Below are 13,513 nucleotides of genomic sequence, written 5' to 3' on the forward strand. Positions count from 1 at the left end.
ATGCGGTTTCCAGAAAGCGTGATATGGCTGAAAAAAGTGCACCCGAAAGATTAATGAAGATGAACTCTTAGCTTTGTTGGAGGTGAAAGCTGACAACACGATTCGGGTACGATATCGCTCAGGGATAACGTTTTAATTTAAAACAAAAGAATCCTGAGATAGTTCATTGAAACCATAAAAACGGATGGTACCACGAAAAATCGTCCCTGTGCATTAAGCTGCACGGAGACGATTTTATTTTAGGAGGCTATATTTTGAGTACTAATCACAAACCATTAAGCAAAAAACAACTTGAAGAAACACTTATTCAATACCGTCATCATTTTCACGAATATCCGGAACTTGCCAACCGAGAATTTAAAACAACAGAAACCATTAAAGCTATTTTGACCAAATGGGGAATTAAACTTCTACCCACAAATTTAAAAACAGGCGTGTTTGCCGAAATTGGCACAAACGTTGGTCCTACCGTTGCTTTAAGAGCCGACATTGATGCGCTCCCGATTCAGGAGGAATCCGGCGTTCCTTTCAGCTCTAAAGTTCCGGGTGTTATGCACGCTTGCGGACATGATACCCATATCGCATCGTTATTGGGAGGTGCCTACCTGCTAAAGCAACTTGAAGCCAGTCTTCCTGGAAAAGTTCGACTTCTTTTTCAATTATCCGAAGAGGATAAAGAAGGGGCTCTTCAAGTGATTAACGATGGTCAATTAAAGGGCGTTAACGCTATCATCGGATTTCACAATACACCTCATCAGCCAATCGGCCATGTCGGACTTAGAAGCGGCATTACAACTGGTGCCATCGATAAATTCAAAGTCACCCTAACCGGTGTAGGAACCCATGCATCCGCACCGCAAAATGGTGAAGATCCGATCGCGGCGCTGGGTTATGAAATTACCGAACTGCAATCATTAATTTCCAGAGAATTAGATCCATTTAAAGCCGCTGTATTAAGTATTACACACCTAAGTGCCGGTAATACTTGGAACGTTATCCCAAGTATTGCATTTTTTGAAGGCACTGTTCGCACAGCCGACAAAAATGTCCGTCAAGAGATTAAGGACCGTTTTTTTAAAATTGTTAATTATACAGCTTTGGCACATAACGTTAAAGCTGATATTAACTGGTACGCCGGAGATCCATCCGTTGATAACGATCCAACATTAACTAAGATTGTTAAGGACGAAACTGCTAAATTTGCCCCAATCTATGTACAGGAACAACAGCTTGGCAGTGACGACTTTTCCTGCTACCAGGACATTATCCCCGGTGTTTATGCAAATATCGGAAACGGTGGACAAGTTAGTCTTCACAATTCACACTTTACAGCAAGTGATCATTTATTAATTGTCGGGGCAACCTTTTTTGAAAAAAATGCTGTCCGACTTTTAAAAGACCTAAAAACTAATCACCAGAGGGTCAACAATAATGATTCGTTATAATCCACGCCACTAACTGTGACAGGAGATTGAAAAAGCCGCCATAAATAATCTTTTTATCAACATTATGTCGGTTAATCGTTTAATAAGGTTTGGCATACAAATTTTACTTTAGTCGATCACTATTTTCTAGGCATCAAAATAGTCATTAACGGTTTGCTTATAAATCTCAATAAAGCGTTCAAAATTTTCCAGCTCAACAAACTCGTCAACTTGGTGTGCCGTCATATTACCCGGGCCGAAGACCGCAACCGTGATCGTTGGGTTTACTTTGACGAATTCTGCTGCATCCGTACCACCAGGATACCCACCCAATGGTAATTTTTGTTGGAGTTGCTGTTCACCATGCTTTCTAAGTAACTGAATCAATTTATTATTCGGATCACTTACCACGGGATACTTGTTCCCAAGAAGTTTAAATGACAAGTCGGCTTCCGACTCCTGATTATTCTTAGAAATAATCCGTTTTAAATGATCAATAATGGCGTCGTTGGGTTCTTCCGGAATGGTTCTGATCTTCGCATAAACAGAGGCCGAAGCCGGAACGGAATTTAACTGATCACCACCATTAATTTTGGTGACCACAGGAATCGTTTTTCCTAAAATGGCATTTTTTTCATGAAGTGTTCTGAAATATTTAATTTCATTATCGTATGCCTTGATTAAAGGTGCAATGGCATTTATCCCTAATTGCGGCGATGAACTATGAGCTGTTTTCCCCTTTGCCAGTGTTTCATACGTAATGGAACCCTTGTGCGCGAAACTCAAAAGATATTGTTCAGTCGAATTGTTTTCTTTAACTAATTCCCTAATCTGTGCTTTTGAAAACTTAAATGGATTTAGCGGTGTATCCTGTGTTAGCCAATCCAAGGGCTCACTACTTGGTTCAGCAACGATTGCCGCTGAAACATCATCCAAATACCCATGTTTGGCAAAGTACTGTGCACCTTGCATATGATTGACTGTACTGGACTCTTCACCAACTGTTGCCAACAAACGAACGGTTCCATTTATCGGTTTTCCGGACTGCTTCAGCTCGATCATTGTGATAATTTCTGCAGCAAGTCCGGATTTCATATCACTCGTGCCTCGGCCGTACATGCGATCGCCAACAATTTCAGCCCCTAAGGGATTGTGCAGCCATTTTGACCGTTCGCCAATATCAACAACATCTTGATGCCCTTCAAAAACAATTACTGGTGACGTTTTATCACCAATTTCGGCAACTAAATTAAACCTCCCCGGTTCAACCTCAATTGTCTTACCGTGAATCCCATAACTTTCCAAAAATCGAGAAAGATATTTGGCCGTTCCTTCTTCTCGACCACCAACTGTATTAATTTTAATTAAATCGCTCAGTAATTTAATCCGATCTTTTCGATCCATAATATTAACAACTCCCGTTAAGTCAGCTTTTATAGCTCGTTAAAAAGTAACTGTCGATGTTTTAAGCCTTTATACTATTATAAGGCATTGTTAACGAATTCGCTTTCTTTTCAGCCATTTCAGTTGAAATTTTCCTTAATCATCGCAAAACACTCATGTCAAAATATTAATGCAAATTTGCCTAATCTGGTTTATACTGAAAATGCAGCTAGGGGAGCAATTTGCTGAGACCATTTTTGGGAACCCTTTGAACCTGTGAGTCAATACTCGCGTAGGGAAGCTTAACGATATGAGTCTGTTAATTTCTCTCCAAGCAATCATTCTTGGAGGTTTTATCATGGTTAAAACACATGCAATAGAAATTTTTGATGGTTATGCCACTGAATATGATCAGTGGTTTCTGGCTAATAAGCAGGTATTTCTGAGTGAATTAAAACTTTTAAAATCTGCTTTGGACTTAAGTTCAACAAAACATGTCTTGTCAATCGGTTGTGGCAGCGGGCTATTTGAAGATACCCTCCACCGCCAATATGGCCTGCCACTTTTTGATGGTGTTGAACCCTCTACCGATATGGCACAGATTGCAAAAAAGCGGGGATTAAACGTTCGAATTGGAAAAGCAGAAAGTATTAATCTGCCGGCAAGACAGTATGATACCATTTACTTTAATGGCAGCTCCAGTTATATTAAGGACTTATTGGCAGCTTATCAAAATTGTATCAAAGCACTCAAGTCCGGCGGCCATTTTATTTTAATTGACGTGCCAAAAGAAAGTGCTTATGGATTAATGTATATGCTTGCCAAAATTCAGGGTAATTATCAATCAGAAGAATTGGCAAATGTTCTTCCAAAATGGCCATACCCAATTGAACTGGTTGATTCTGCATACTGGCATACCACCTTAGAAAAAAAGCACCTTTTAGAAAACGAGCTTCAGCTACGACATTTAAGGTTCAAACAAACCTTGGTAGCAAACCCACTCTACACAAACGATAGTGCTGAAGAACCTGAAGATGGCTTTTCAAAAGGTGGTTATGTCGCAATAATTGCCGAAAAGCCTTAAAACAAAATAAATAAGCTGACACCAATCCCTTGTTTATCAAGGAACTGATGTCAGCTTATTTAGGTTCTGCTGATTATTTTTGTTTTGACTGCCAGTGGTCTTTCACAAATTTTTCACGTCCGCCAGCTTCCTCCATTTGGAAGCGAAATGGATTTTTTTTATAAAACTGTTGATGTTCCTCTTCTGCTGGATAAAAGGGTTTGGCATCTTCAATTTGAGTGACAATCGGCTGGTCAAACATACCGGTTTCCTCTAAAGCTTTTTTGGAAGCCTCCGCAATTTTTCGTTGCGCTTCATCTTTCACAAAAATCACTGGACGATAGTTATCTCCTCGATCCTGAAACTGTCCCATTGCATCTGTTGGATCTGTTTGTTGCCAATAAATTTGAACCAGTTGCTTATAACTAATAATATCTGGATCAAAATTGATTTTAACGGCTTCGGTATGTCCCGTTGTATGGCTGCTAACCTGTTCGTAGCTCGGATTTGCTACATGACCGCCCGTATATCCGGAAATAACTTTATTAATACCGGGCATGGTATCAAACGGTTTAACCATACACCAGAAACACCCACCGGCAAAAATTGCTGTATCTTCCATTAATGACACCTCTTTGACTTTATTATTAATATCAGCTAAACATCTATTTTAACAGCTGTACATATCAGTTAAACATTGGTTTATACTGCCCATACCCTGCCTCTTCAAGCTCGTCTGCGGGGATGAACTTCAAGGCCGCGGAATTGATACAATATCGTTGGCCGCCTGCTTCTTTGGGCCCATCGCCAAACACATGCCCTAGATGAGAATGAGCATCATTACTTTGAACTTCCTCTCTAATCATCCCGTGAGAAGTATCCAAATTCTTATGAATACTTGTTTGCTCAATTGGTTTGGTAAATGATGGCCATCCACACCCAGCGTCATATTTGTCCTTAGATGAAAACAAAGGTTCACCACTTACGACGTCAACATAAATACCCTCTTGATAAAAATGATCATATTGACCACTAAAGGGTGCCTCCGTAGCGGCCTCTTGGGTAACCGCATACTGTTCTGGTGTTAATCGATGTTTTAAATCTTTTTTCTCAACCATGATTGACCTCCTGCCAAGGGTAAATAGATTGTGTGCAACTAATGCTTTCTATATTATAGGTCGTCATTGCTTTTATGTAAACAAAAAACGGCCTCAGTGATAAACTGTGGACCGAATTTAACATGCTATTTTAACTTAATCAAATATACGTACGAGTCATTAACTTAATGCATCAGTTAATGGTGGTACTACCTGTTTCTTTCGAGAAACAACACCTGGTAACGGCATTGTATTGTCACTAGCAAACTTTTCGTTGAAAGCTTTTTCAACGGCATCTAAAGATGATCCAACTGCAATCAATTTGGAATCACTATTCAAAACGTTCGTAACAAGTACTAAGAATAAATCGTATCCCTTATCGGAAGCTTCGGCTGACATTGCCTTTTTAATATCATCCTGACGCTTATCAATATCATCAAAGTCAACAACGTTGATTTGATCAATTCGAACACTCTTGCCACCCATTGTAAATGACTTTGCATCTGAGTCGATTAGTTCCTGATCACTTTTAGCTGCAACGTTAGTTCCAGCCTTGAGCATTTCAATACCATACTTTTCGTAATCAATATCAGCAATCTCCGCCAATGTCTTAACAGCAATTTTGTCATCATCAGTCGTTGTAGGAGACTTAAGCAATAACGTATCGGAAATAATTGCTGAAAGCATCAAGCCGGCAAGTTGAGCCGGGATTTCAATCTTGTTTTCGTCAAACATCTTAACCAAAATTGTACTGCAGCAGCCTAATGGTTCTGCACGATAATATAATGGTAATTCTGTTTGGAAATTTGAAATCCGGTGATGATCAACAACGTGGGTAATTTTAACATCTTTAATGTCGCTAACACTTTGTTGAAATTCATTATGATCAACCAACATAACTGAATCAACTTCATTACTAGCTGTCTTAATCACTCGTGGCGTTGTTTCATCAAAGTAATTCAAAACAAAATTGGTTTCCGGATTTGGTTGTCCCAAAGCGACGGCCTCAGTATCATAACCTAATTGGTTTTGAAGATACGAGTACGCTTTTGCGGCTACAATTGCATCTGTATCAGGGTTTTGGTGACCAAAAACTAATTCTTTACTCATTTACAAAATCTCCTTTAATTTTTAAAAATTAATCTGCTAATCGAGATAGATAATCCTTAGTATTCAAGAATTCGTCAAATTTAGACAAAAAACGACCGATTCTTGGAATTTCATTCTTATTTTTCCGATAAACAAACTTCAAATCAAATTTAATTTTAGGATCAAATTCAGAGACAAAAATATCATCATTTGTCAGATCCTTTAGATTAATATTGACCATGTATGATTTTGGTAATGCAGTATTTGTACCAGTGTTAATTGCAAACTTCAAAATCTGCTCAGGCATGGTATAACGAGCAGCTGCAGTTGGAAAGTCAACCATTTGGTTTTTAAACGTTTCCCGTAACGTCTGGTTCAAGTAATAATCTTGTGGATACATGACCCATGGTCGATCGTTAACATCTTTTAAATGAACTTTCTTTTTCTTAGAAAGATCTTGATTATGATGAATTAATAACAAATCATCCGAAATGATCTTTTTAGAACTGTACGGTTTCCAGTTTTTGATTGATTCATCTGGAAGATACATAATTGCCAGGTCAATTTTGTTATTTTCCAAACTCTCCCAAATCTCTTTTCGGGTTAACATATGGAAATTAACAACCAGATCTGGATTCTCATGATAAAGTTCCAAAGCAAAATCTTCAAACACTTTAGTCTCAATTGAAGCCAAAATGCCAAGATTGATTTCACCAGTTGTTGAACTGGTTGCTTGTTGAATTTCATCGGTTGCATCATTCAGTAAATCATAGATTTGATGGGTCGTTTTTAGCATAATATAACCGGCATCCGTTAACCGTAACTTTTTACCTACTGAATAAAATAATGATGTTCCAACAGTGCGCTCCAGTTTTTTGATTTGCTGAGTCAACGCCGGCTGCGTGATACCTAAAATTTGTGCAGCCTGCGTATAATTCATTGTATCAGCCAACTGAAGAAAATACGATAACGTTTTTGATGAAAAAATACTTTCCTGAGTGGTTTTCATTCAGTCTCTCCTTAATGAAGTTAAGGTTAATAAGGTGTGAACCCTACTTCCATATATGATCACTAAACTAGTCCAAGACCGCTTTAAATCACCATTTCTGGCCGTTAATGGAAGCTGCCTTGCTTATAAGATAACTTATAATTAACCATTATGAATTATTATAATTCTAAATGAAATGACAATCAATTAAGAGAACACAAAATTTTAATTAATTGTCAATTCAGTCGGCTTTCGGCGAATCTTAACCGGCGTTCCTTCGCTTTCCACATCAATGACAAACGATCCATTGGAATAACGCCCGCCAAGCGAGAATTCGTTTGGCAAAATATCATGAACCCGTTGATGATCCGTTAACACTTCAAGAGGGGTATCTTCATTATCAATGACCGTAAAATCAACAACACGGTGAGAATTCTGCTTTAATTCTCTCAGAATCATCACACCTTTGCGAGCACGAGAAGTCGCTGGAATTTCTTTAACGGCTAATTTTTTAAAGGCACCCCGTTGCGTGACAATTGCAATAACATCGTCATCGTTTACCAACTTCAGGTTTGTTATAACATCGCCATCCGCCAGGTTTTGGGACTTAACCCCCGTTGTTCTGGCACCATTAATAGGAACTTCATCGATTCCGTAACGTAATGCCAATCCAAGTTTAGAAATTAACAATAGCTTACCGCTTGCATCGGGATCTGCCAAGTAATCAATTGCAACAATTCTCGATTCGGGATCTTTTAGTTTTTCATACATATACGCATGCTTTTTATACGTTCTCCCGGGAGCCAAATCAGTTAACTTGGTACGCTTGATATGCCCATCATCAGTGGCAATTAAGAAGACCCCTTTTTCCTTCAATGAACTAAATGCAAATGTGCCAATAATTTCTTCATCATTATCCAACCCGATCGTTTGGGAAATATGTTCTCCTGTATCTTTCCACCGGACGTCGGCAATTTCAAAAATCGGTCGATAGATTAAATTACCTTTACTGGTAAACATGAATAAATGATCTCGAGCATTCATTTGTCTCATAAAGATCGGGTAGTCTTCATCCTTGAGCCCGTTCTCGTTTCCAGAAGCTTTATATGAACGAATACTACTACGTTTGATGTAACCATCGTGGCTAACCATCACCACAACGTCCTCATCGGGAATAATGACATCAGTGCTAATTTTAATTGTAGCAACCTTATCTTGAATTTCTGTCCGTCGAGGGTTGCGATAATTTTTAGCAATGGCCCGTAACTCACGAGCCAAAACTTTATTAAGCTCCTTAGGATCGGCTAAGATTTTTTTGAATCCGGTAATCTTATCAGATAATTCCTGAGATTCTTTTTCCAGCTGTGTGACATCGGTATTAGTCAAGCGATAGAGTTGTAAGGCAACGATTGCATCCGACTGCTTTTCGGAAAACTGATAAGTCTTCACCAGATTATCTCTGGCATCTTTACGATTTTTACTAGCCCGGATTGTCTTAATCACCTGATCTAAAATTGATAAGGCTTTAATCAGACCTTCCACAATGTGTTGACGATCCAATGCTTTTTGAAGATCAAACTGGGTTCTTTTTTTAATAACCTCTTGTTGAAATTCAAGATACGAGACCAATATTTGTTTTAGTGAAAGTCGTTCAGGCCGCATATGGTCGATTGCGACCATATTGAAGTTATATGAAATTTGCAAATCAGTATTCTTAAAGAGAAAATTCAAAATACCGGTTGAATCGACATCTCGTTTCAACTCGATCACAATACTCATACCCTCGCGGTCGCTTTGATCGCGGACCTCGGAAATCCCATCAACCTTTTTGTTAAGACGAAGTTCATCGATTCGCTTAACAAGTTGTGCCTTATTAACCTCATACGGAATCTCAGAAACAACAATTTGAGCTTTATTTCCTTTGAGAGGTTCGATCTTTGTCTTTGACCGAACAATCACTTTCCCTCTACCGGTCTCATAAGCTTTTTTAATACCGTCAATTCCTTGAACAATGGCGCCAGTCGGAAAATCCGGTCCTTTCACAAACTGCATTAAATCATCCAGTGTTGCTTTAGGATGTTTTTGTAGATATAGAACCGCGTCAATAACTTCACCTAAATTGTGAGGAGGAATATCCGTTGCGTAACCAGCAGAAATCCCAGTTGATCCATTTACCAGTAAATTAGGGAAACGTGATGGCAGAACAGTTGGCTCGTACTCAGTATCATCAAAATTCAAGACCCAATCAACGGTATCTTTATCGATATCACGAAGCATTTCAGTTGAAATTTTGCTCAATCTTGCCTCGGTATACCTCATTGCAGCAGGCGGATCACCATCCATTGAGCCGTTGTTCCCATGCATTTCAATTAAAGGTTCCCTGACTTTCCAATTCTGACTCATTCTAACGAGTGCTTCATAAATTGAACTATCTCCATGGGGATGGAAATTACCCATGACGTTTCCGACAGACTTTGCTGATTTTCGGAAAGCTTTATCGTAAGTGTTACCATCCTTATTCATCGCATAAAGAATACGTCGTTGAACAGGTTTTAAGCCATCACGAATATCAGGAAGCGCCCGCTCTTGAATAATCGAACGGGAGTATCGACTGAATCGTTCTCCCATGACGTCTTCAAGAGATAAATTCTCAATTTTACTCAATTTAAAATCTCCCCTATATGTTTATTTCGCAGTGTTATCGAGGATGCTTCCTTCTTCTTCAAGGTTAAACTTAACATTTTGCTCAATCCACTTTCTTCGTGGTTCAACTTTGTCTCCCATCAATGTTGTGACGCGACGCTCTGCCAAGGCAGCATCATCAATTCTAACCTTAATAAGTGTCCGGGTGGCAGGATCCATTGTTGTTTCCCATAATTGGTCGGCATTCATCTCTCCCAGACCTTTAAACCGTTGTAGACTGTATCCTTTACCAAATGTTTTAGAAACTGAATCCAACTCTTCATTCGTCCAAGCATACTGAATTTTAGCTTTCTTGCCTGCACCCTTCTGAAGCTTATAAAGTGGTGGCAGTGCAATAAAAACTCGTCCCTTATCAATCATTGGCCGCATATATTTATAAAAGAACGTCAACAACAGAATTTGAATATGAGCGCCATCGTCATCTGCATCGGTCATAATAATAATCTTATCGTAGTTGGCATCCTCAATATTAAAATCGGCACCAACACCAGCCCCAATTGTATAAATCATTGTATTGATTTCTTCATTTTTCATGATTTCAGGAAGCTTGGCGCGTTCAGTATTCAAAACCTTGCCACGTAATGGCAAAATAGCTTGGTATCGTCGGTCACGGCCTTGTTTGGCAGATCCGCCGGCGGAATCACCTTCGACTAGAAATAATTCATTTCGGCTGTAATCCTTGGATTGAGCAGGCGTTAATTTCCCTGAAAGTAATCGCTCCTGCTTCTTATGCCGCTTACCATTTCTAGTTTCATCACGTGCCCGGCGAGCGGCTTGACGGGCTTGGCGAGCTCGAAGTGCTTTATGTACCAGCATTTGAGCAAATTCACCATTTTCCATTAAATAATAGCCAAGCTTTTCGCTCACAACATTATCAACAATTGATCGAGCCTCAGGTGTTCCAAGTTTTTCCTTTGTTTGACCCTCAAACTGTAAAATTTCCTCGGGAATTCGTAACGAAAGGACAACTGATAAGCCTTCACGAACGTCACTGCCCTCCAGATTCTTATCCTTATCCTTTAAAAGGCCAACCTTCCGTGCATAATCGTTAAAGGCTTTAGTCCAGGCATTACGCAATCCAGCTTCGTGAGTACCACCGTCTTTTGTCCGAACGTTATTAACAAAGGACATCATGGTTTCTGAATAACCGTCATTATATTGAGCGGCAACTTCTACTTCAACGCCATCCTTTGTCCCATCGAAATACATCACATCGCCTAGAGTGTGTTTATCTTCGTTAAGATACTGGACAAACTCCTTAATCCCGTCTTCATAATGAAACGTTTCTTCCTGTTCCTGACCGGGTCGTTCATCAATTAAAATAATTTTAGTACCCTTTAACAAAAAGGCTGATTCACGTAGTCGTTCAGAAAGTGTTGAAAAATTATAAACCGTATTCGTGAAAATCGAAGAATCGGGTTTAAAACTAACGGTTGTCCCTGTATGCTCTTTCGTTTTTCCAAGCTTACGCAATGTTCCGACCGGATGACCGCCGTCTTTAAAGTCTTCTTCGTACTTGTATCCATCTCGGACAATTGTCACTTTTAACCAAGTCGAAAGCGCATTAACAACACTTGCGCCGACACCATGAAGGCCACCCGACGTTTTATAACCGCCCTGACCAAATTTACCACCCGCATGAAGCTGTGTAAGAATAACTTCGGGTGTTGGTTTACCTGAAGCGTGCATGCCAACCGGCATCCCACGGCCATGATCAACCACTGTAATACTATTATCTTTATGAATCGTCACACGGATCATATCCCCGTATCCGGCTAACACTTCATCGACACCATTATCAACTATTTCATAAACCAGATGATGCAAGCCACGATAATCGGTTGAACCGATATACATACCGGGGCGTTTTCGCACTGCCTCGAGTCCTTCAAGAATTTGAATCGAGGAATCATCATATTTTTGTTTCTGTTTTACCATTTTTTGTGACTCCTTCTTAAAACAATCTACTTCATCATAACCTAAATTAATGGCTTTGGAAAACAAATTTTGTTGGCGCATCGTCATTATCATGCTAATATTAAAGGTGCTATTGTATTAACAAAACATGACTGTAGTGGGGTTTAAAATGGATTCTAATACTGAAGAAATAATACTAATGTTAGTTACTGCTTATTTACTAGGATCTATTCCTAGTGGTGTATGGATTGGGAAGCTTTTTTTCCATATCGATATCAGAAGACATGGTTCTGGAAATATTGGAACAACCAATACCTACCGGGTTTTGGGACCAATTGCAGGATCCATCGTCATGGCAATGGATATCTCAAAAGGTGCAGTTGCAACACTATTACCTGTATTTTTTAACAACACAACTTTCAATCCGCTTTTATTTGGGTTAGCCGCCATTCTGGGGCATACCTTCTCGATTTTTGACAAATTCAAAGGCGGGAAAGCAGTTGCAACAAGTGCAGGCATGTTACTTGCCTATAAACCGTCTTTCTTCTTCTTGGCTGCTGGGATTTGGATTTTGGTCATTCTCCTAACAAGTATGGTCAGTTTAGCAAGTATCATTGCGTTTCCTTGTGTGACAATTGCCATATTTTTTATTCATGACACGTACTTATTTATATTAGCAGCCGTTTTAACCGTGTTCATTTTTTATCGACACCGAGCTAATATCAAACGAATCATAAACGGTACTGAAAATATGGTTCCCTTTGGCCTTGGTCACATTCTCCGAAATCGTCATTAAAAATGGACACTTGTTTTCGCAAAGTAAGTTTGATTCTATCATACTGTTTATTGATGAAACAACGCTGAGAAACAGATTTTTAACATTTTTGACTGGATAAGCCAATGAAAAGCGAGCGATTCACTACTGAATTGCTCGCTTTTTTGATTTTTATTTAATCAATCACAATTTTAGAAGAAACTGATTTGGTATCCAGCATCAAACTGTTGCTCCCCAGATAACCGATTAATCGCAAACTTATCTTCAAGCTTACCGTCAGCATCTACAGTGTCTGCAAGTCCCCACCAGGGTTCGATACAAATAAACGGTGCCTGTTTCGGATAGGGTGACCAAACACCAACATAAGGGGCATCCTTTAACGATAAAGCAATACCGTGATCATTGTGGGTGTTAGCAAGCATTAGCGTCGTTTGCTGTCCTTTTAAATCAAGAACCAAGGCATCACTATCAAAAAGATCGTGATTGAGTGCTAAAGGCTTGGTAAAATCCAGCTCTTGAAGGTCGTTAGGATCACTATAAGGGGGCTTCAACGGAATTCGTTGATAAGCCTTCTTTGGGGCAACCCGTATAAAGTAATCGTTAAATCCTCCTTCACCGGCGAATGGGACATTAAAGCCGGGATGAGCGCCTAGTGAAAACAGCATCGACTTATCACTTGAGTTTTTCACAGAAAAACGGACACCTAATTCGTGATCTTTGAGTTCAAAACGAACGCGTAATTGAAATTTAAAAGGATACTTGGTAAGTGTCTCGGCATTTTCAGTTAACAAAAGTGTTACCGATGTCTCTTGGTGATCTTCGATCTGAAACTGATTATCGCGTGCAAAACCATGTTGTGTCATCTCATAGGTGTTGCCCTGGTATGAATACTGATTATCTTTTAGTCGGCCAACAATCGGAAAAAGAACGGGTGCATGCCGTTTCCAATATGTCGGATCAGCCTGCCAAACGTACTCTGAACCATCTTCAGCCTTTACACTGGTTAATTCCGCACCAAATTCATTAACAAGAACCGTCAAATACTGATTCTTAAGGGTTATCATTTTTTACCTC

At 39.4% G+C, this 13,513-nt stretch carries 11 protein-coding genes and 1 riboswitch; of the genes, 3 read left to right on the forward strand and 8 right to left on the reverse strand.

Translation table 11 applies throughout. From position 1 onward, the window contains the following. Positions 1-254 precede the first annotated feature (254 nt). Positions 255-1,445, forward strand: a complete 1,191-nt coding sequence (locus GQR93_RS08045; RefSeq protein ID WP_003554157.1) for an amidohydrolase — start codon at positions 255-257, stop codon at positions 1,443-1,445. Positions 1,446-1,571: 126 nt separating this feature from the next. Here the strand turns inward: GQR93_RS08045 and GQR93_RS08050 are convergent, their stop codons facing one another. Next, the gene (locus tag GQR93_RS08050; protein ID WP_003554159.1) at positions 1,572-2,828 is read right to left on the reverse strand and encodes a M20/M25/M40 family metallo-hydrolase; all 1,257 of its coding nucleotides are present in this window, start codon (positions 2,826-2,828) and stop codon (positions 1,572-1,574) included. A gap of 200 nt (positions 2,829-3,028) precedes the next feature. Then, positions 3,029-3,123: riboswitch (TPP riboswitch) on the forward strand. On the opposite strand from GQR93_RS08050, the gene GQR93_RS08055 reads away from it, so the two are divergent. Further along, a complete protein-coding gene (locus tag GQR93_RS08055) occupies positions 3,118-3,891 on the forward strand; it encodes a class I SAM-dependent DNA methyltransferase (RefSeq protein ID WP_003554161.1) in 774 nt (257 codons plus the stop codon). Its footprint overlaps the riboswitch before it by 6 nt. 73 nt (positions 3,892-3,964) lie before the next feature. Here the strand turns inward: GQR93_RS08055 and msrA are convergent, their stop codons facing one another. From msrA to parE, 6 genes are all read right to left on the reverse strand, one after another. Beyond that, on the reverse strand, positions 3,965-4,492 hold the full coding sequence (gene msrA, locus GQR93_RS08060; RefSeq protein ID WP_003554163.1) for a peptide-methionine (S)-S-oxide reductase MsrA: 528 nt from the start codon (positions 4,490-4,492) through the stop codon (positions 3,965-3,967). A gap of 64 nt (positions 4,493-4,556) precedes the next feature. Beyond that, positions 4,557-4,988 carry a peptide-methionine (R)-S-oxide reductase MsrB gene (gene msrB, locus GQR93_RS08065; RefSeq protein WP_003554165.1) on the reverse strand — a complete coding sequence of 144 codons (432 nt, stop codon included), beginning with the start codon at positions 4,986-4,988 and terminating at the stop codon, positions 4,557-4,559. A gap of 159 nt (positions 4,989-5,147) precedes the next feature. Beyond that, positions 5,148-6,077 (reverse strand): manganese-dependent inorganic pyrophosphatase, encoded by a 930-nt coding sequence (locus GQR93_RS08070; RefSeq protein ID WP_003554167.1) that lies wholly within the window; start codon positions 6,075-6,077, stop codon positions 5,148-5,150. 28 nt (positions 6,078-6,105) lie between these two features. Then, a complete protein-coding gene (locus GQR93_RS08075; RefSeq protein WP_003554169.1) occupies positions 6,106-7,065 on the reverse strand; it encodes a LysR family transcriptional regulator in 960 nt (319 codons plus the stop codon). A 204-nt stretch (positions 7,066-7,269) separates the two neighbouring features. Further along, positions 7,270-9,708 (reverse strand): DNA topoisomerase IV subunit A, encoded by a 2,439-nt coding sequence (gene parC, locus GQR93_RS08080; RefSeq protein WP_003554170.1) that lies wholly within the window; start codon positions 9,706-9,708, stop codon positions 7,270-7,272. Positions 9,709-9,729: 21 nt separating this feature from the next. Continuing rightward, positions 9,730-11,685, reverse strand: a complete 1,956-nt coding sequence (gene parE / locus GQR93_RS08085) for a DNA topoisomerase IV subunit B (RefSeq protein ID WP_035444767.1) — start codon at positions 11,683-11,685, stop codon at positions 9,730-9,732. 148 nt (positions 11,686-11,833) lie between these two features. On the opposite strand from parE, the gene plsY reads away from it, so the two are divergent. Beyond that, positions 11,834-12,460 (forward strand): glycerol-3-phosphate 1-O-acyltransferase PlsY, encoded by a 627-nt coding sequence (gene plsY, locus GQR93_RS08090; protein WP_187117460.1) that lies wholly within the window; start codon positions 11,834-11,836, stop codon positions 12,458-12,460. Positions 12,461-12,630: 170 nt separating this feature from the next. On the opposite strand, the gene GQR93_RS08095 is transcribed toward plsY, so the two are convergent. Then, the gene (locus GQR93_RS08095) at positions 12,631-13,503 is read right to left on the reverse strand and encodes an aldose 1-epimerase family protein (protein ID WP_003554177.1); all 873 of its coding nucleotides are present in this window, start codon (positions 13,501-13,503) and stop codon (positions 12,631-12,633) included. Between the last annotated feature and the right edge of the window lie 10 nt (positions 13,504-13,513).

The organism is Lentilactobacillus hilgardii (genome assembly GCF_009832765.1).
GTDB lineage: Bacteria > Bacillota > Bacilli > Lactobacillales > Lactobacillaceae > Lentilactobacillus > Lentilactobacillus hilgardii.

What these genes read in the sequence shown, in the direction of transcription:
- GQR93_RS08050 (WP_003554159.1), bottom strand. Translation starts at nt 2,828, where the DNA reads ATGGATCGAAAAGATCGGATTAAATTACTGAGCGATTTAATTAAAATT.
- GQR93_RS08055 (WP_003554161.1), top strand. Translation starts at nt 3,118, where the DNA reads ATGAGTCTGTTAATTTCTCTCCAAGCAATCATTCTTGGAGGTTTTATC.
- msrA (WP_003554163.1), bottom strand. Translation starts at nt 4,492, where the DNA reads ATGGAAGATACAGCAATTTTTGCCGGTGGGTGTTTCTGGTGTATGGTT.
- msrB (WP_003554165.1), bottom strand. Translation starts at nt 4,988, where the DNA reads ATGGTTGAGAAAAAAGATTTAAAACATCGATTAACACCAGAACAGTAT.
- GQR93_RS08070 (WP_003554167.1), bottom strand. Translation starts at nt 6,077, where the DNA reads ATGAGTAAAGAATTAGTTTTTGGTCACCAAAACCCTGATACAGATGCA.
- GQR93_RS08075 (WP_003554169.1), bottom strand. Translation starts at nt 7,065, where the DNA reads ATGAAAACCACTCAGGAAAGTATTTTTTCATCAAAAACGTTATCGTAT.
- parE (WP_035444767.1), bottom strand. Translation starts at nt 11,685, where the DNA reads ATGGTAAAACAGAAACAAAAATATGATGATTCCTCGATTCAAATTCTT.
- plsY (WP_187117460.1), top strand. Translation starts at nt 11,834, where the DNA reads ATGGATTCTAATACTGAAGAAATAATACTAATGTTAGTTACTGCTTAT.
- GQR93_RS08095 (WP_003554177.1), bottom strand. Translation starts at nt 13,503, where the DNA reads ATGATAACCCTTAAGAATCAGTATTTGACGGTTCTTGTTAATGAATTT.